Source organism: Pseudoalteromonas sp. SANK 73390 (assembly GCF_054966645.1).
On record NZ_ARPN01000118.1, the window covers coordinates 81,684 to 99,994 of the forward strand.

The 18,311-nt window shown below is 39.5% G+C and carries 15 protein-coding genes; 2 read left to right on the forward strand and 13 right to left on the reverse strand.

Features of this window, described 5'->3' with window-relative positions; translation table 11 throughout:
* Nucleotides 1-45: 45 nt before the first annotated feature.
* The 4 genes from SANK73390_RS16815 to SANK73390_RS16830 all read right to left on the reverse strand — a co-directional run bounded on the left by SANK73390_RS16815 (nucleotide 46) and on the right by SANK73390_RS16830 (nucleotide 6,380).
* Nucleotides 46-630: an MlaC/ttg2D family ABC transporter substrate-binding protein gene (locus SANK73390_RS16815; protein ID WP_462767513.1), complete on the reverse strand. Its 585-nt coding sequence runs from the start codon at nucleotides 628-630 to the stop codon at nucleotides 46-48.
* Nucleotides 631-923: 293 nt separating this feature from the next.
* On the reverse strand, nucleotides 924-1,931 hold the full coding sequence (locus SANK73390_RS16820) for a zinc-binding dehydrogenase (RefSeq protein WP_462767515.1): 1,008 nt from the start codon (nucleotides 1,929-1,931) through the stop codon (nucleotides 924-926).
* 93 nt (nucleotides 1,932-2,024) lie between these two features.
* Nucleotides 2,025-5,192, reverse strand: a complete 3,168-nt coding sequence (locus SANK73390_RS16825; RefSeq protein WP_462767517.1) for an efflux RND transporter permease subunit — start codon at nucleotides 5,190-5,192, stop codon at nucleotides 2,025-2,027.
* A gap of 3 nt (nucleotides 5,193-5,195) precedes the next feature.
* Nucleotides 5,196-6,380 carry an efflux RND transporter periplasmic adaptor subunit gene (locus SANK73390_RS16830; RefSeq protein WP_462767519.1) on the reverse strand — a complete coding sequence of 395 codons (1,185 nt, stop codon included), beginning with the start codon at nucleotides 6,378-6,380 and terminating at the stop codon, nucleotides 5,196-5,198.
* Nucleotides 6,381-6,501: 121 nt separating this feature from the next.
* Between SANK73390_RS16830 and SANK73390_RS16835 the strand changes: the two genes are divergently transcribed.
* Nucleotides 6,502-7,473, forward strand: coding sequence for a LysR family transcriptional regulator (locus SANK73390_RS16835; protein ID WP_462767521.1), 972 nt, complete (start codon nucleotides 6,502-6,504; stop codon nucleotides 7,471-7,473).
* Nucleotides 7,474-7,731: 258 nt separating this feature from the next.
* On the opposite strand, the gene SANK73390_RS16840 is transcribed toward SANK73390_RS16835, so the two are convergent.
* The 5 genes from SANK73390_RS16840 to glk form a co-directional block, all read right to left on the reverse strand.
* On the reverse strand, nucleotides 7,732-9,339 hold the full coding sequence (locus SANK73390_RS16840; protein ID WP_462767523.1) for a putative bifunctional diguanylate cyclase/phosphodiesterase: 1,608 nt from the start codon (nucleotides 9,337-9,339) through the stop codon (nucleotides 7,732-7,734).
* Nucleotides 9,340-9,617: 278 nt separating this feature from the next.
* Entirely contained in the window at nucleotides 9,618-10,226 is a 609-nt protein-coding gene (locus SANK73390_RS16845) for a MarC family protein (protein ID WP_462767525.1), read from the reverse strand.
* A 404-nt stretch (nucleotides 10,227-10,630) separates the two neighbouring features.
* On the reverse strand, nucleotides 10,631-10,870 hold the full coding sequence (locus SANK73390_RS16850; RefSeq protein ID WP_261592810.1) for a YdcH family protein: 240 nt from the start codon (nucleotides 10,868-10,870) through the stop codon (nucleotides 10,631-10,633).
* Between the two features lie 168 nt (nucleotides 10,871-11,038).
* Nucleotides 11,039-12,058, reverse strand: a complete 1,020-nt coding sequence (locus SANK73390_RS16855; protein ID WP_462767527.1) for a LacI family DNA-binding transcriptional regulator — start codon at nucleotides 12,056-12,058, stop codon at nucleotides 11,039-11,041.
* A 21-nt stretch (nucleotides 12,059-12,079) separates the two neighbouring features.
* A complete protein-coding gene (glk, locus tag SANK73390_RS16860) occupies nucleotides 12,080-13,078 on the reverse strand; it encodes a glucokinase (protein WP_261592808.1) in 999 nt (332 codons plus the stop codon).
* A 298-nt stretch (nucleotides 13,079-13,376) separates the two neighbouring features.
* Between glk and SANK73390_RS16865 the strand changes: the two genes are divergently transcribed.
* Entirely contained in the window at nucleotides 13,377-14,396 is a 1,020-nt protein-coding gene (locus SANK73390_RS16865) for a LacI family DNA-binding transcriptional regulator (protein WP_462767530.1), read from the forward strand.
* A 234-nt stretch (nucleotides 14,397-14,630) separates the two neighbouring features.
* Here the strand turns inward: SANK73390_RS16865 and SANK73390_RS16870 are convergent, their stop codons facing one another.
* The 4 genes from SANK73390_RS16870 to SANK73390_RS16885 all read right to left on the reverse strand — a co-directional run bounded on the left by SANK73390_RS16870 (nucleotide 14,631) and on the right by SANK73390_RS16885 (nucleotide 18,155).
* Complete coding sequence (locus SANK73390_RS16870; protein WP_462767532.1) at nucleotides 14,631-14,756, reverse strand: hypothetical protein; 126 nt, start codon at nucleotides 14,754-14,756, stop codon at nucleotides 14,631-14,633.
* Between the two features lie 70 nt (nucleotides 14,757-14,826).
* Complete coding sequence (locus SANK73390_RS16875) at nucleotides 14,827-15,069, reverse strand: hypothetical protein (protein WP_462767534.1); 243 nt, start codon at nucleotides 15,067-15,069, stop codon at nucleotides 14,827-14,829.
* Nucleotides 15,070-15,525: 456 nt separating this feature from the next.
* Nucleotides 15,526-17,670: a GSCFA domain-containing protein gene (locus tag SANK73390_RS16880; RefSeq protein WP_462767536.1), complete on the reverse strand. Its 2,145-nt coding sequence runs from the start codon at nucleotides 17,668-17,670 to the stop codon at nucleotides 15,526-15,528.
* 269 nt (nucleotides 17,671-17,939) lie between these two features.
* On the reverse strand, nucleotides 17,940-18,155 hold the full coding sequence (locus SANK73390_RS16885; RefSeq protein WP_462767538.1) for a hypothetical protein: 216 nt from the start codon (nucleotides 18,153-18,155) through the stop codon (nucleotides 17,940-17,942).
* Nucleotides 18,156-18,311: the final 156 nt, after the last annotated feature.

The window sequence follows — 18,311 nt, forward strand, 5'->3', positions numbered from 1 at the left end:
TGCTGCTCTTAAAGCTTTAACTTTAAAGTCGGAAAGTTAAATTAGTTACGCCTTACTTTTCAATTCATGAGTCACTTTTGTAAGCCCCACTTCTGATATACGTGTGGTGATCTCTTTTTGTTTTGCGCTAAGCAATGAAATACCCTCAGCAACCATGTCATATACTTTCCAGCTTCCGTCATTGCTTTGTCTGAATTTAAAATGCATATCGATATCTGGGCCTGAAGTTTCTTTTATAACAACTTTAACGGTTGCAAAATGACTGTCATTACTAATCGGTAATTCTTCAAATATCACTTGCTGGCCTTTGTATTGCATAAGCGCATTTGCATAAGTCGTTACAAGGTAACTATCCACTGCATCAATAAACTCAACCGCATCAGCACGTTGCAACCCTTTAATATGCTTACCTAAGAGCTTAAATGAAACAAACTTGACATCAATATGCGGCATCAAGCGACTTCGGACAATATTCTTCATAATTGTAGGTTCTGCTTTACCTTCTTTATTAACCACTTTTATATCGGAAAATAATCCATCACCCACTTGATTAATCAACTGATATGGTGTGTCTGACGAAAAGCCAAATGCAGAAAAAAACAATGTAAGTGCGAAGAGTAATTTATTCATAACCATAAGTCCTAAATGTTTATCTGCATGTATGATACGCAAACATTTCATGCTTAAAAAGATGCAAAAGTGCATATATTTGATGCCTAAAAAACACCAATAAACAATATACCAAACTCTATATCAGTCATTAGTAGCCATACTGATCCAAGAGCTTAAATATTGATAGGGTGTAGTATATCTGCAGCCATGTGCTAGAAGTGTTAGGATTTGTAAGGAATATAAAGAAAGTGTTTGCAAACAAAGTTGTGGCCACAATTAACTGTTTAAACGTGGCCACTAATGACAAGTAATTAGTCTGAACTTACCTCTATACTTTGGTAAGTACAATGGCTCGAGCCTATTCTTGCCTTTAAAGCATTCGTGATAGCATCGGCATCAAAATTGATTTGCTCGTGAAATGGCATTCTCAACAAATCACTCTCTAGGTTTTCTATAAGCATATTGCCTAAAAACGACATCCTTTGTTGAGCACACATACTTTTCGCCAGCCAAGCGCCAGGTAAAGAAACAATGCCAATATTGGGTGCCTTTTTAAACAATAAAGCATCATCTAGTTGAGAAAGACCCGAGATACAACTAATCCGCCCGCAAAACTGCAATAATGATATGAGCTCGTTGGTATGCTCGCCAGTGCAATCAATCACACCTTGTACGCCATCATAACCATATTTTCGCTGTATTTGCGCCGCAAGATCTTGCTCACCTTGTAGGCACAAAACATCAGCGCCAAGCTCTTTTACTAACTCCAATTGGTCATCTGGACAATTTGTAAAAACCATCAGCCCCTGCTGTTTAGCAAATTGAATCGCCAGTTGACCTGTACAAGAGTGTCCTGACTCTATAAATACAGAATCACCTTCATTTAACTGTAATTTAAACAACGCTATTAAAGCAGTCATACCAGGTGTTGGCAAACATGCTGCTTTGGCCAAGTCAACACCCTCTGGTAATGCAGTCAATGCATAATTTGCAACACAAGCATATTCACTCATTACACCTGCAGTACTAATATCATTATGCCACATAACTTTAGTGCCTACTTGAGGATGTATTCCCTTCGGCGCATCTACAACCGTTCCTACTGCATCAAAACCAAAGATTCGAGGATATTGCCAACATGGTGTACCAATTTGAACAAATTTCTCATCAAGCGCCCCCAAACCCACATACTGTACTTTTACAAGTACTTGCTGTTCTGTCATTTTAGGAACTGAGACCTGCGCTTGCTCTAGGCTAAAGTTTTGCCCCACTTCATTCAATAATATCGCTTTCATATTTTTGGGTATCGTCGTTGTCACGCTATCCTCTATGTTCAATTATTTGGTTCGTTTAGCTATGCTAAATGCTCTAACCTCTTTGCTTAACAATTAGAGCATTCATTGTCACATAGCTCAACTAGAAGTTTTATCATTACCTGCATTGGCATGCTTTTGTTGATTTTTACCATTCACCAACATATAAAATACCGGCGTAAATAATAAACCAAACAGTGTTACACCAAGCATACCAAAAAATACTGCTATGCCCATCGCATGGCGCATCTCCGCCCCTGCCCCCGTTGCTAATACCAACGGTACTACACCCGCCGTAAATGAGATGGAAGTCATCAGAATTGGCCTTAAGCGTAACCGACACGCAGTCATGATAGCGTCAAACGCAGACTGCCCTTCCTCTGTTTGCTCTTTGGCAAATTCCACCATCAATATCGCATTTTTACAGGCAAGAGCCACTAGCACTATCAATGCAATTTGGGTGAAAATATTATTATCTCCGCCTACCCACCACACCCCTAGTAGCGCTGAAAATATTGTCATTGGCACAATTAAGATGATTGCTAGCGGCAGTCGTAAGCTCTCGTACTGCGCTGCCAACACCATAAATACAAGTAATACGACCAACGGAAAGATATACATCATAGTATTTCCGGCTAGAATTTGCTGGTAAGTGACATCAGTCCACTCATAAGCCATACCACCAGATAACTGCTGAGCCAAAATTGCTTCTATCGCTTGTTGCGCTTGATCTGAGCTATACCCCGGTGCAGGGCTACCGTTTAACTCAGCGCTTGGATAGCCATTATAATGCATAACTCTATCTGGCCCAGTGGTGGGCGTTGCAGTTAACACTGACCCTAATGGCACCATATCGCCACGCACATTACGTACCTTAAGTGCCAAGATCTGTTGGGGGTCTAAGCGGCTTTGTGCCTGAGCTTGCGCTGTCACCTGATAGGTACGACCAAACAGATTAAAATCGTTCACGTACAAAGAGCCCATATAAACTTGAAGTGCATTAAATACTTCAGATAAGGGAATACCTTGCAGTAACGCTTGCTCTCTGTCTATATCAATATCCATTTGTGGTACTTGGATTCTAAAACTTGAAAATATACTTGTTAGTGCAGGGTCTTTTCGTGCCTCATTAGTTACTTTTTGCAATGCCTCAAACAATGCTTCAAACCCTTTATTTCCTCGGTCTTCAATTTGCAGCTTAAAACCACCTGTAGTACCTAGCCCTTGAATTGGCGGTGGTGGAAAAACCGCAACAAATGCTTCATCAATTGCAGTAAAGCGCTTATTGAGCTCAGCGGCAATCGCCATAGCTGACAAGCTTGGGTCATCTCGACTAGCAAAATCCTCTAATGGTGTAAATACAATCGCCGAATTAGGGCTATTCGTAAACCCATTAACTGATAGACCTGGGAATGAAACCGTATTGGCAACACCCGGAACTTGAAGTGCTATCTTTTCCATTTCTCTCGTCACAGCTTCTGTTCTATCAAGACTTGCGGCATCTGGTAGCTGTGCAATAGCGACTAGGTACTGCTTATCTTGAGCAGGAATAAAACCACCTGGCACTACATCAAACAATTTAACCGTTGAGCCGACCAACACAAGATACAACACGGCAACAACTGTAGAGAGTCGAATGAGCTTTTTAACTAATTTCTCATACCCTTCACCGCTTTTTTCAAAAAAGCGATTAAACGGCTTGAACAACCAACGACCAAATAGTGTATCAAGCAAAACCGTGAGTTTATCTGGTGCACTGTTATGAGGTTTAAGTAACAATGCAGATAATGCAGGCGATAGCGTCAATGAGTTAATCGCAGAAATAATCGTTGATATTGTTATTGTTAGAGCAAACTGTTTATAAAATTGACCCGACAGTCCTGTGATAAAAGCGGTCGGAATGAATACTGCACACAATACTAAAGCGATTGCAATAATAGGGCCTGTTACTTCATTCATCGCCAATTTAGTGGCCTCTACAGGGCTTAGACCATTGGCAATATTGCGTTCAACATTTTCAACTACAACTATCGCATCATCCACCACAATACCGATGGCCAACACTAGGCCAAATAAAGACAACGTATTAATAGATACACCCAACCATTGCATTACAGCGAAAGTGCCTACTAAAGATACAGGCACAGCAATCAATGGAATGATAGACGCACGCCATGTTTGTAAAAACAAGATAACCACAAGTACGACCAATACAATGGCTTCTAACAGCGTTTTTATTACAGCATCAATTGACCCGCGCACAAACACCGTGGGGTCATAGACAATGTCATACTCAACACCATCAGGGAACGACTCACTTAATCGTGCCATAGTTGCACGTACTTGATCTGAAAGTTCGATCGCATTTGAGCCTGGACGCTGAAAAATCGGCATCGCTAAAGCTGGTTGCCCGTTTAAAAGCGCTCTTAATGCATACTGGTCTTGCCCAAGCTCAATGCGGGCAACATCTTTAAGACGTGTAATTGCACCTTGATCTCCAACTTTGATCACCACTTGCTCAAATTCTTCAATACTGCTCAAACGCCCTCGAACATTTAAAAGAACTTGAAATTGTGATTCATTAGCTGCTGGTTGTGCACCTAAACTACCTGCAGCAACTTGCTGATTTTGCTCTCTGAGTGCACTTACTACATCCATTGCTGTCAGTTGGTTTGATGCTAGAGCATCAGGGTTAAGCCATACACGCATGGCATATTTTCCACCACCAAATAGCTGAACATCACCCACTCCACTCAAGCGCGCAATTTCATCTTTCACATATAAATCAGCGTAGTTAGATAAATAAGCCGTATCATGGCTGTTTTCTGGTGAGTATAAATGAACTACCATCGTTAAATCAGGCGATGCCTTTTCGGCAACGACACCCAAGCGCTGGACCTCTTGAGGTAAGCGAGGCAGTGCACTATTAACTCTATTTTGAACCTGAACTTGCGCACGGTCTAAGTCTGTACCGAGCGCAAATGTTACAGTTAAAGTCATGCGGCCATCGCTAGTAGCTTGTGAAAACATATAAAGCATGTTCTCTGTACCATTGATTTCCTGCTCAAGTGGGGTTGCAACCGTTTGTGCAATCACTTTTGGATTAGCACCAGGGTAACTTGCAGAAACGACTACTGTGGGTGGCACCACCTCCGGATATTCACTAACCGGTAATTGAAATAAGCTCAAAGCACCAGCAATAAAGATAATTAACGACAACATAGCCGCAAATATTGGCCTATGGATAAAAAAGTGAGAAAACGACATTGATTATTCTCCGCGCTTAGCAACCAACAAAGCCTTTACAGCTTGCTTGGTCATGACCAATGATGCATGTTCAGGTTCAATTTCAACTAGCTGGGGAGCAACTGGCATGCCAGGACCCACTCTTGCCGGGCCATTAACCGCTATTTTATCCCCTGGTTGAAGACCCTGAGTTATCGCTCTCATTTGACCATAACGGTCCCCTAAAGTGACAGGCCGATATTGCAAAATATTTTGTTCATCAGTCACTAATACAAAACGATTTTTAAGATCAGTGCCGATTGCTTTTTCAGGTACTAATACATGTTGCTTCACATCATCAGCGGCAACACGAATTCGCGCAAATGCACCTGGTTTGAGTTGTTCTGTGGCTCTAAAGAGTGCTCTAACACGCAGTGTACCTGTTTCAACATCAATGCGGTTATCTACAAAGTCGATGACTCCGCCGTGGTTAAAACCTTGTTCGCCAAGCATTTGCATTACCACTTGCGTTGTCTTATCACCTTTTAACTGGTTAAATTGTTGATGCCATGTGCGTTCATTAATATCGAAGTATGCATACACGTAATCATCAGAAACAAGGTGTGTGAGTAAGCTCACACCTGCTTGAACCGTATTTCCTTTGGTAAGCTCTGCGCGAGATACAACACCATTTATCGGTGCTTTTACTTTGCTATAAGCTAAGTCCAACTCAGCAGCATCTAATTTCGCCTTAGTTGCTTGTACATTTGCCTTGTGTTGAGCAAGTAGAGACCGGCGGTGCTCAACTTCCTCTTGCGAAATTGACTTACTAGCCAGTAAACGATCAGCACGTTTCAAATCATTTTTTGCTTGTGATAATTGCGCTTTAGCACTAGCTAGTTGTGCCTTTAATTCTGCAACTTTAACCATGAAAGGACGCTCATCAAGAGTAAACAACACATCGCCTTTGTTAATTTGCTGCCCTTCTTCAAAGTTTACTTGTGCAATATTGCCAGAAACCCGAGGTTTCAGCTGCACAAACTCCATCGCTTCTAAACGGCTTGTATAAGTAAACCAAGTTTGAACTGGGTATTCTTTAACAGCAGCCACATCAATAGGCTGTTTAAAGGCTTGCACTTGTTGAGCAGGCGCATCCGCATGTGACTCACTACATCCTGTTAAATAAGCCAAGCATCCTAAAATAGCTATCGTCACTAATGATTTTTTCATGGTTTTATCTCCTCTTCCTATGTGATGCTCAGTATATAGAATGGACAAAAGCCAAAAAAGCATCGATTTTTAATTTATTTAGTGCCAAAATAGCACCAATATAAATTATTGGCAGAAAACCATGGATACAAGTACGCGCTTATTAATTTTTTTAGATGTTATTGAACGAGGGTCTTTTGCAAAAGCAGCGCAACATCGTAATATTGATCGCTCTGTTATTTCCAAACAAATCAGTAAATTAGAAGAAGAATTGAGCGTTAGGTTACTCAACCGAACAACTCGCTCCTTCTCATTAACAGCCGCTGGCGCTGAGATGGTAAAAAAAGCACAGCAACTGCGCAAACTCCTCAGCGAAACACACCTACTTGCAGAAAACTACCATACCGAACCCAAAGGCTTACTTAGGATCACAAGTTCAACCATTATTGGAAGAAGGTACGTACAGCCTGTGATCAATGAATTTCAAAAACGTTTTCCTCAAGTTGAAATTGAGTTGCGATTAGAGGATAGACTTGTCGATATCGTTGGCGAAGGCTACGATTTAGCATTTCGTGTCGGTGAACCTAAAGACTCATCGCTGATTGCTCGTAAAATAGCTCGAAATAGGTTAATCATATTAGCTACCTCACAATTTATTAGTACCTTTGGTGAACCAAAGTCTATGGCAGATTTAAGTACTTTACCTGCAGCTTCGTATGCAAGTGAGGGCTTGAGGTTTACTGGAATTAGCTACCTAAACGATAACAACGAGCCCAGTGAGGTGCCAATAAAAAGTATTTATCGTAGCAATGATGGTGAATTATTAATAACGAAGGTACTCTCTGATACCGCCTTTTGTACAGTTCCTGCATTTTTAGTTGACCAAGAAATCATTAATGGCCAGCTAACACCATTAATGACACATGTTACTCTCATCGATTATGCTGCACTTTATGCCGTATACCCACACCGAGATTTACCTGTCAGGACCCGATTATTTTTTGATGCCATGCGTGAATACATTGGCAAAGATGTACCAATTTGGGAAAAGAACATCCCTAACTTTGACAGTTTATACGGCTTTAAGCCCGACATAAAGTTACCACTTTTTTAAACAACAAAGGATCTTTTGGTACAAGCTTTTATGAGGCTTCTTGTGATTAACTCGATGAAATTTATTAACTCTGTCTCTGCGCTCAGCCGCGGCATTTGCAACTTGAGTAAAGCGCTGACGTTGAGATTCCGTTAAATTTGGGATTGACTTTAATTTGCTACCTGAGATAGACGGTGTTGATTTTACAGAGCTACACATTCTTCTAAATCCTAATATATGACTATCATAAACATAGACCATTCAAGTTCATAAAATATTTCACTCATATTTACGTAAAGCACTTTTGACTAAACTATTTGAGCTGATCCATTTGATACACTCATTCAATGGTAACGCTTCGCTAATATTAAACCCTTGCAAATAATCACAATTTAAGTCGCGTAAAAAATCAACAACCCGATCGTCATTAACCCCTACCGCAGTCACACCACAGCGCAAACGTTTCGCTATGAACATCGCGGCTTCTACAATGATTTGTGACTTTTCATCATATAAACAGGACTCAATAAAAGAAGGGTCAACTTTAATTTGAGAAACAGGTAAGTCTCTCAATACTTTAAACGAAGAACAGCCACTACCAAAATCATCAACGCACACCGCAAATCCCATATCAATTAATACATCAATTAATGCATGAGATTGCTGGATATCACTTACCATCATTGTTTCTGTCAATTCAAACATTACATGTTTTGCATTCACTTTGCTGTGAGTTAATAAACTGGCTAGAAGTTTTAGCAGCTCATTATTTAAAAAGTCATGACTTGATAAGTTAATGTGTACCACTAAATTATTATCACATTCGAGTAATTTGGGAAGATCAACAAATACTTGCTTAATAACAAACAAACTTAGTTGCCTAATTAAATTACTGCTTTCTGCTATATGAACAAAATCCTCAGGCATCATCATTGTGCCGTTAGCCTGCGGCCAACGGCACAATGCCTCCACGGCATGTACCTCTGCCGACTTTGCACATATAATGGGTTGATAAAATACTTTTATTGTTTGTTGTGTAAAAGCCTCTTTTAAACTAACTGAGATTAAAAAGTCATGCTCGTTTTGTACGTGAAGTGCCTCATCAAATATAACCAATGACTGTTTTGAATGTTTTGCTTTGTACATAGCAATATCAGCGCCTTTGAGTAGCTCAATACTGTCGTGCCGTTTTTGACCATTGTAAATACTGGCACCGGCACTATATTGCACATCAACAGACATTCCCTCAATTTGCAAAGACTCCTCAAGGGCGTTTAACAATGCATTGTTTTGCTCATAAATTGACGTTTCAGTTGTGCCATCAATTAATAAAACAAACTCATCCCCTCCAATGCGAAATAATTCATTTTTTGGTAACAACGCCACTTTTAAGCGTTCAGATAATGCCAGTAAGACTTTATCACCAAAAAGATGCCCTACCGAATCATTGATTTTTTTAAAATTGTTAAGATCAATTAACATAACTGAAAAGCACTTTTTATGAACGATTCTTTCTTCTATCGTATTGATACAATGTTCACGGTTATTAAGTTTGGTAAGAAAGTCAGTTTGAGCATGAAAGCGTTCATATTCTACCAACTTATTAAGGGATTCAAGACTTTGCCGTGCAAGGTAGTTAACTAATACAACAAAAATAGAGCCAAAAAAAAGAATACTCGCCAAACCAATATTAAGAAAGTCAACGTGTGTTTGCTCAAATAAATAAACAGAAAAAGTACTATAACCAAGAATAAAAAATACGATTAAGCCGAACAGAACACGCCACCCAAAGTGAATCGATATTTGACAAATTTTATGGGCTAAAAAAAGTGAGGTGCACAGCCCAATAATACCGCCAAAAACCAGAACAAATGCTAAGGATTCCACATATTTTCACCATTATTGATGCAATGAATGAAAGTATAGTGGAAAATTTGACAATCGGTTGTTTTAGCTTGCACGTGAACTATTCATACTAGTTGATTTAACATTTCATTTGCTCTGAGCTAAGGTTTCAAGCATAACAAAGTAAATTTACACGCCATATAGAGAGTCAATTACCGATAAGATACAAAAGGCAGAACAACTATCCGAATGTTCGTTTAGTGAAAAGCGAAGGGCTAGCTTTTAGCACCCTTTTAAAAAGGTCGTGCTAGCTGTTAGCGTTATAAACTAAAGTAACTTTTAAAACCTGCGAGCGTATTGGTTGTGGCGACTGCCGCAAGGATCAAGCCCATAACTTTACTAATAACAATGGCACCTGCATTACCGATTAGGTTATGAATTTTGCTCGCCATCAGCATTAATAATATAGCAAGTATCACAACAACTATCATTACACCTGATATTTGTATTTGCTGCCATAAGCTTACCCGCGCATTCTCTGTCATCAGCACGGCAGCCAACATAGCACCAGGGCCTGCGATAGAAGGTACTGCCAGCGGAAAGATAGCCGTCTCGTGATATTTGTTAACCAAACGAACTTCTTCTTCTGGCTTACTTTCTCCAAAGATCATTGATAAAGCGAATAAAAATAATACGATACCCCCTGCAATTTGAAATGCTGGAAGCGGAATGACCATCGCTTTTAAAATTAACTCACCCGCCACAACAAAAAACAATAAAATCAGCGTTGCGGCTAAACCAGAGATTAGCGCTATTCTTCTTTTTGCTTTTACATCATACCCTCGTGTTGCAGCAATAAAGACGGGGACAGTGCCAATTGGGTCAATCACGGCAAAGAACACGATAAACACGGCCACAAAATCTATCATTCGTTCCAAAACCCCACTATTTTAAACACATGCCATATTCATCTTCTCACTGCTTGAAAGTAGTTAACTAAGCAGTATCTTGGCGGTATATTCGCATGTAAAGATTAGCTAAGCTATTGTTATTTTACTTGTCATATTGAACATTAAAGCGTTTGGCTATCCTTTGTCCATTTAAAGATAACCTGCTTGAACAATGCACTGGATATAACGTTGGAAAGAGAGAGTCGAAACATGCCTATAAACACAGCCACACTTCACTGAGTCAAAATGTGAAAATAGTCTTCATTAATTAATTTATAACAAGCTCTCACAGCCAGCTTCATCGCGTAAAACGCATTTGATGTGAGAGCCCAATAAAGGTATGAAAAACCCTTAATATCTTAACTAAATAAAAATCAAATTAATCATGCAGATTTAAGAATCGCGTATAATTGATCTTTTAAATGTAAACGTTGCTTTTTCAAAGAGTCTAGGTACTCATCGGAGGTATTTTCCACCCCTTCTTCAATACGAATAACTTCGTGGTCGAGATTATGATAATCATCGAACAAACGTGCGAAATGACGGTCTTTCATTTTTAATTCATGAATTTTATCTTTAAATTCTGGTAATTCTTTTGCAAGACTGTGGCGTTCAATATGCATTGCTTCATTCCTATTGTATGTATGTGTGTAAGTAGGAGTCTTTACATTACGCTTCAAGTCATACTAAAACTTTGATCTAACACAACCTTAACGCCATATTCAATACAAAAAAGCCTTACGCAAAAGTAAGGCTTTGGGCAAGTATAAGAATTAAAATCGATTACCTAATCAGTCAACTAGGTGCTTTGCAGTTGATTCACGCGTAATAAGCTTAGCTTCTAACGTCGCTTGATATACTGATGTTTGTTCATCACTTATCTGGAGAATTAGTTGCTCCACTGCCTGCCTGGTCATCTCTTCAACTGGTTGTGCTATGGTGGTTAAACCCGGCCAAATATGGCGAGCAATCGGCGCATTATCAAACCCGGCAATAGAAATATCTTTGGGTACTTGCAGCTGGCGCTGTGTTGCTAGTTTCAATACCGCAGCAGCCATATAATCGTTAGAGGCAAACACGGCACTGGGTGTAGGTTGCAAGTCCAATATCTCCTTCGCGCTATCCGCCCCTGAATGATAACTAAAGTTACCCTCAGCAACCAGTTCGCTGTCAAATTCGATATTATGCACAGTAAGCGCTCTTTGGTAACCACTAAAGCGCTGCTCAGTGGCACTGTGATCTGGGTGACCTTTGATAAACGCAATACTTGTGTGGCCTAGCTTAATCAAGTGCTCTGTTATCTCAAAAGCGCCTTGCTCATCGTTGCTCCTTACAGAGATAGAATCTTTGTCTTCAATAGCAGATGCAACCCGAGCAAAATGAATTTTCTTTCTCTTTAAAAATGCAATTAACTCTTGCGAATCAGAAAATGGCGGCGTCAATACCATGCCGTCCAATCGAGAGGTGGTGAGCAAATGCTCAATATTCTCAATTAACGCTTCGCCCCGTAATTCACATGGGTGAATAAGTAAGTTGTAATTATGCTTATGGCACGCTTCCAACGCCCCGCTTTGTACACGAGTGATGTAACTTTTACTGGGGTTATCATACAAGCAACCAATAATAAAGCTTCTGTTTCTAGCTAGACCACGTGCTATTGGATTTGGCGTATAGTCTAGCTCTTTAAATACTTTTAAAACTTTTTCACGCGTTGCTGGACTCACATTTGGCTCATTATTTAGCACTCGCGATACCGTTTTTTTAGATACGCCAGCATAAGTTGCAACGCTATTAATGGTTACTTTTTTCATGCAATTATTCCAAACCTCTGATTAAGTACGGCGTTCATGCAAACACGCCGCGGCACCAATTAAAGGAATATTGTCTTGTACAACCAAAGTGACTGGTATCTGCCCCACATATTGAGACATTAAGCCTTTTTCAGTAAACCTTTCAATAAAGCGACTAGATGATAGTCGCTCGGTCATGCGAGGCAAAATTCCACCGCCAATGTACACGCCGCCCAAAGCACCAAACGTAAGTGCTAAATCGCCAGCTACGCTACCCATCCAGTCACAGAAATGTGTCAGTGTAGCATCGCACACCTCACATTCAGCAGCCAATTGACTAATTTGCTCTGCGTTTAAATCCATCGGTGTATGGCCCTTAACCTCTGCCATAGCACGATACAAACGTGCAATCCCTGGTCCTGAAAATACACTTTCTATCGAAACATGCTGCAAATTAGCACGTAATGCATGTAGCAATTGCCTGTCTAACGCTGTTACAGGAGCAAGATTTATATGACCCGCTTCACAACTCATCACCGCACTGCCGTTAATATCACGCGCCAAACATGCTGCACCAAATCCAGTACCAGGACCCATAACCGCAATATTCGCATCGGGTTCTGGCTGCCCCGATTTTATCATTAAATTTTGCTCAGCATCTAAATAAGGCGCTGCGTAAGCAAACGCAGCAAAATCATTAATCACTGCCAGTTCATCAAAACGCATTTGCTTTTTAAGCTCAGCAATACCGAAATGCCAGCCTAAATTAGTTAAATATACTTGCTGAGATTTTATTGGCCCAGCCACGGCAAGGCTAGCTCTTGTCGGCTTGATAATTGGGAGCTGTTCAATATAGCGGTTTAAGGCACTTTCAAATGATTGAAATTCAGCGCTTGGATAAGTTGTTTGATATTGTATTTCAAATTGGTAAGTTTGTTGGCAATAATGTGTAACAACCGCAAATCGTGCGTTCGTTCCACCAATATCAGCAACTACAATCGGTTCAAAGTCTTGCTGTTGGTAACTTGTTGTCTGGGTCATGTTGTTTTCTCTTTTGCCATTGCGCGAGATCTGCGCTTATTTTTATGCACTAAGCTTGATGTGCCAATGCAATTATTTCTATTGGTCATTCAGTTAATTTTGCACGCTAACTGACGTAAAAAATGCTGCCCACACACGTTGGGCAGCCAATACGTTTTGACAACAAAATGATAAAACAACCACATTATGACACCGGTGTCAGAATGTGGCAATAAAAAATTAATGTTTCTGTGGAAATTGGTTGAAAAATTTATTCAAATCCTGACAATGGTTGGGATAACTTCACACGAGTATAAAAATGAAACATAAAGGTAAAGCGACGTCTTTTGATATCGCCCATTATGCAGGTGTATCACAGTCTACGGTATCTCGAGCTTTGAGAAACAGTCCTTTAGTTAATGAAGAAACTCGTCGAAAAGTCCACGAAATGGCAGCCAAGTTAAATTATAAAGTTGATAAGAATGCCAGTAATTTACGCACGCAACAAAGCAGTACACTGGCACTTTTACTGTTTGAAGACCCAACCACCGATGAGTCACAAATCAACCCTTTTTTCTTGAGTATGTTAGGCAGTATCACTCGAGCATGCTCAAAAGAAGGCTACGACTTGCTGGTTTCATTCCAATCTAGTAGCCAAGATTGGCGTGCGGATTATGAAGATAGCCACCGAGCGGATGGTATTATATTGCTTGGCTATGGAGACTATTTAGATTATCAGTCACGCCTTCAGCAGTTGTTAGATCAAGATACTAAGTTTGTGTGCTGGGGCGCAAAAGTGGATGGCCGCGAAGATCTCAGCGTCAGTTGCGACAATTATGGCGGTGGTCAACTCGCAGCTAAATACTTGATTGAACACAAACGCACGGACTGCGCATTTATTGGAGATGCATCAGAGCATAGCCCTGAGTTTTTTGCCCGCTATGAGGGCTTTAAAAACACTTTCGAGCAACACAATATAACCCTCAGCGAACGTAAAATAGCCAATGCAATTTCCACCGAAGACTCTGGCTACCATGCAACCAAATCTTTAATTGCCAATAATATCTCTTTTAACGCACTATTTGCAGCAAGTGATTTAATTGCAATCGGTGCGATTCGAGCATTACAAGAGGCTGGCATTTTAGTTCCTAACGATGTACGAGTCGTTGGCTTTGATAATATACCGGCAGCCAGTTATGTATCACCATCCCTAACAACCATTGAGCAAAATACAACCCTTGCAGGACAAATGTTGGTGTCAAATTTATTGAATCTCATCAAGGGTGAGAAAGTTGAGTGTACACTACTACCACCCAGTTTAATTGTAAGAAATACATAATAAACGAAGGTAACTTTAGTCCATGTATAGACTATTAAATAGCGATAAAGCGCGACTTTAATTGCAAGCCCCGCGCTTTTTATACCTCTCGGCTTAATTAAATGATCTCTCGTGAGAAAGTAAAACTGTATCAATAACAACGCTCTGGCATCTTGCTATCGCCGAGGTAACTACATCCCTATAAACAAAAAAATTCGCTATTTGGTTGCTCTAAATGAGCAATTTTTAACTCAGCTAATGCCAGATTTGGTTCAAGTTTTGCTCTAAGAATACTGACTCTTCAATTTGTTCAAAAATAGAGCTGTAATACTCAGGTGCAACTATCATTTCTGACTCTAAAATTTCTCCATCACTATTCATTTTTTCGCTACAGCATTAATACGAACCTTTGTAGCCCTTGAATTTGAGTTACGTTTGCAGAGACATCAATCTATAAAGCATCTTCCAAATTATTATCTCCAAAAACCCAATTAAGTCCAAACGTAAAATAAGTAGCAAGCGCCTTAGTTAGTACTTCACCTTTATTTAGCTTCGTCGTAGTGTAACTAGCGAGCACTATGCCAGCATCAGAGCCTGACGCATTTAACGAAAACTCTCTATCTAATAACGCAATGATCAATGCCTTATATACAACAAACTGAGTGGTGCTTTCATACTCTTTTATTTGCTGCAATCGTCGACATCTGCGGTTTAGATGAAGCACAGCCAAACATTATGACTGCCAGCAAATTAAGCACAATTTTACTAAAAAATCATGTGAGTACTCAGTTACTAAAACTTACTGCGGTGATAAGCAATGCTTTCGACATTACTGGCAACATCAAACTTTATAATAACAGTGAGTGTGCTGGAGCTAACCTGACTTGAACCATACTCTGAAGAAATTATGCCACCACCATTGCCAGAAAAAGATCCTAAAGCACCACCTGTAGTTTGATAAACTTGGTCTTTAGAAACTTATCATAGACCCAAACTTCATTACCATTGTTGGGTATTTCAGTGCTTTAAGGGAACAAGCTAATTGAATCGATACACCTCATGAGAAAAAATCATCCGTATGATCGCAGCCCATGCAATGCATTTATATAATATTCAAAAAAGTGGTCTGAGGGTCTGAACAATGCCATATTTATGACTCTTTTATAAATATATCTTTAAACATGCCAACCACTTGCTCAACGGTAGAACGTTTAACATGGCGCTCATCTTTTTCCCATGGCTCTTTTATACACTCAGTAACAAGCTCATAACTCGGCAAGTAGTAAATATCATCATTACTATTTACTAACTCTTCTGCTGCAACCCGCAATACAGATTTAGAGTGAGTATTTGCGCTGATCACATGATGTGTATCCGCGCGACCAGTTGCTAAAAAAGGAATTGGTGAAACACTCACAATCAGTTTGAAGTTTGGGTTATGTTCCTTACAAATATCAAAAAATGTTTGAATATTTTCTACATTATCTTGCACCGTCAGAGTTTTGTGTCTTACATAAGGGTAGATGTTGGGCCTTGGGTTTCTCGACATTACACTGCCGTCTCTAAACTCCCAACACTCGTTAAGCCCTAAAGTAACGATGAATATTTCAGTCTGCTCAAGGGCAACTCTTGTCGCATTAATATGATTGTCGTAGTCACTCAAATAAGCTTCTCTGGAATAAAAAATCACATTTTCCCTGTAAGGATCTACCCATGAACCGTCACTTTGTTCAAATAAAAGCTGCTTTGTTTTTTTAATACCAAAAGCACGTTCAGCAAGCTGCTTAAAGCTCGGGGTATTAAATAAGATTCCGTAATTTGCGCAAAACTTTGCGTATTTATCACCTGATGTGTAACCATCGACAATAATGCCAGAAGAAGGACTATCATTACGCTCTGTTACCACATAGTTGTATCCCATTTTTTGAAATACATGTGCAATTTCAAAAGCAAAACAACTACCAGCTGAACCAATAGGCGTGCTCATGTCCATAATTGGATATTTTTTTACGAAGGGCCGTTTATTATACTTACTATCTGGTTTGCTCCCATGCACAGGTGAAGGCCAAAATACCGCATCGGGGTCTGGCTTACCTTTACTTGAGTATCGACTCATCGCATCTTGAAATTCTTCTTCATAGCGAGCTAAGTGGATTAAACTCTTGATATTCTCACTGCCTAGTTTACCTTGCCAGTTAATGCTATGTTGAAAAGAGGATTTTAGAGTATCTAAAAGTGCAGTTATAGAGTTTAGCTGCTGAAAATTAGGGTCAGCTTCTAGTAATCGCTCTAACATTAGCGCTGCATAATCATTACAGCCACAGATGTTGTCTAACAATAGTTTTAGCTGCTCTTTAGATTTAATAACGTCAGTCGCTGGGATTACAATGCGCTCTTGTATTTCTTTTGGATCTCGATTGAAAAAATCAATCAACTTGCTTGCCGCACCATCAAAAGGCACAACTTCCCCTCGTGTAAATAGCACTTCTTTTTGCGTATACTCCCAATGAAAAGGCGAAGGGATGAAGCAAAGTTGAAGTACATACCGACAGCCTTTAGTTGGTACAACACCGCGATGTGCAATTTTAGAAGGATTAAACAACAAAGCATCCCCTGCCTCAATATTATCGTATCGCGTTTGAATTGGGCTGATATTTTTAGCTTTACATAGCGGCCCAATGTCTTCATTTCGTTTGTTAACATCATTGAAGATATAACCACAATGTTTTAGTTTCTCTGTTGATTGCTTATCCAAAAACAAAGTGTTACCACCATGCTCCTCATAATCATTTAAATATATCAACATTTTAAGGTGATGTTCTGGCCCACCATCACAATGCCAGTATGATGAGATAGAACGGCTCTCAAGATCGGCTGATGTCTCCAAATATGTGTACCAAAAAAGTGTGTACTCACTATTAAAATGTGAGCAAATTAAGCTATCAATTTCTTTACTGAGGATGACGGGCAATAACTTTTTCATAAAATCAGGATGATAAATTGCTTCTTTTGCTTTTTTGGCTTCCTCTATAAAAATCTTACACAGATCTTTTGGCAGTGTTTTTTTCAAGTGAGCATGTAAATTATCTGTAAACAAAGATTCTTTTAATACACTTTTACGCTCAAATAGCTTCCGACTAATATGAGATAGCTGCTTGTAGCGATAGCGATTCTCCATTAAATCTTTCATATGAGGTGGGTTTTGTGGCACCAAATAATATGTTTGTCCTTCATACTGTTCTTCAAACTCAGTCGCAACAGGCATTTTATTAAACTGAATACTCTTAACTTTCATTGTCAAAACGCTCCTCAAAGTCATACGTTATTATAATTAAGTATTTAAGCAAAGTTTGGACCATAATTTAATATAGAACAAACACCTAAAATATACTTAATATTAGATAACTAATTTAGCTAATAGCTATGAAGTTATATATTCAATAAACTCAGCCAGTGCATACTTTCACTTGCCAATGACCACAAATCGTATGGGCGCTTGATCTGGCTTAGGCGCATTTGGATGTGTGGTAACCCGCTCAATGGTAAATTGTTTGCCAGCAACGGTTAGTTTCGCCCTGTGTAATCGGAAAAAATAAGGTGTGCAACTGTCACTATCCAGTTAGTTTTAATTAATGAACCATGGCCCTCACCAGGCATATCAATAAGATAGTCTGGTGCTGATTGAGCGAGGTAACACTCATTTGCAACATCATGTCTTTGCACAATAGACCAACTTGGTAAAGACATTCCTAAAAGTGCTAACCACACGATGTTTTTCATATTCTTCCCTTCGATGAATTAGGCTGATGATTAAATGAGGCTTCAAATTAAAGCTTTTATTATTGAATACGCTATTACAGTTTATTAGCTTAACCAATAGAATGTACCTTCCATTGTGTTGTCAAACTACGTTACTCTAAATACACAATAAATAAA

What these genes read in the sequence shown, in the direction of transcription:
- SANK73390_RS16825 (WP_462767517.1), bottom strand. Translation starts at nt 5,192, where the DNA reads ATGTCGTTTTCTCACTTTTTTATCCATAGGCCAATATTTGCGGCTATG.
- glk (WP_261592808.1), bottom strand. Translation starts at nt 13,078, where the DNA reads ATGACCCAGACAACAAGTTACCAACAGCAAGACTTTGAACCGATTGTA.
- SANK73390_RS16830 (WP_462767519.1), bottom strand. Translation starts at nt 6,380, where the DNA reads ATGAAAAAATCATTAGTGACGATAGCTATTTTAGGATGCTTGGCTTAT.
- SANK73390_RS16870 (WP_462767532.1), bottom strand. Translation starts at nt 14,756, where the DNA reads ATGAATAGTGATGGAGAAATTTTAGAGTCAGAAATGATAGTTGCACCT.
- SANK73390_RS16865 (WP_462767530.1), top strand. Translation starts at nt 13,377, where the DNA reads ATGAAACATAAAGGTAAAGCGACGTCTTTTGATATCGCCCATTATGCA.
- SANK73390_RS16850 (WP_261592810.1), bottom strand. Translation starts at nt 10,870, where the DNA reads ATGCATATTGAACGCCACAGTCTTGCAAAAGAATTACCAGAATTTAAA.
- SANK73390_RS16855 (WP_462767527.1), bottom strand. Translation starts at nt 12,058, where the DNA reads ATGAAAAAAGTAACCATTAATAGCGTTGCAACTTATGCTGGCGTATCT.
- SANK73390_RS16885 (WP_462767538.1), bottom strand. Translation starts at nt 18,155, where the DNA reads ATGAAAAACATCGTGTGGTTAGCACTTTTAGGAATGTCTTTACCAAGT.
- SANK73390_RS16845 (WP_462767525.1), bottom strand. Translation starts at nt 10,226, where the DNA reads ATGATAGATTTTGTGGCCGTGTTTATCGTGTTCTTTGCCGTGATTGAC.
- SANK73390_RS16880 (WP_462767536.1), bottom strand. Translation starts at nt 17,670, where the DNA reads ATGAAAGTTAAGAGTATTCAGTTTAATAAAATGCCTGTTGCGACTGAG.
- SANK73390_RS16815 (WP_462767513.1), bottom strand. Translation starts at nt 630, where the DNA reads ATGAATAAATTACTCTTCGCACTTACATTGTTTTTTTCTGCATTTGGC.
- SANK73390_RS16835 (WP_462767521.1), top strand. Translation starts at nt 6,502, where the DNA reads ATGGATACAAGTACGCGCTTATTAATTTTTTTAGATGTTATTGAACGA.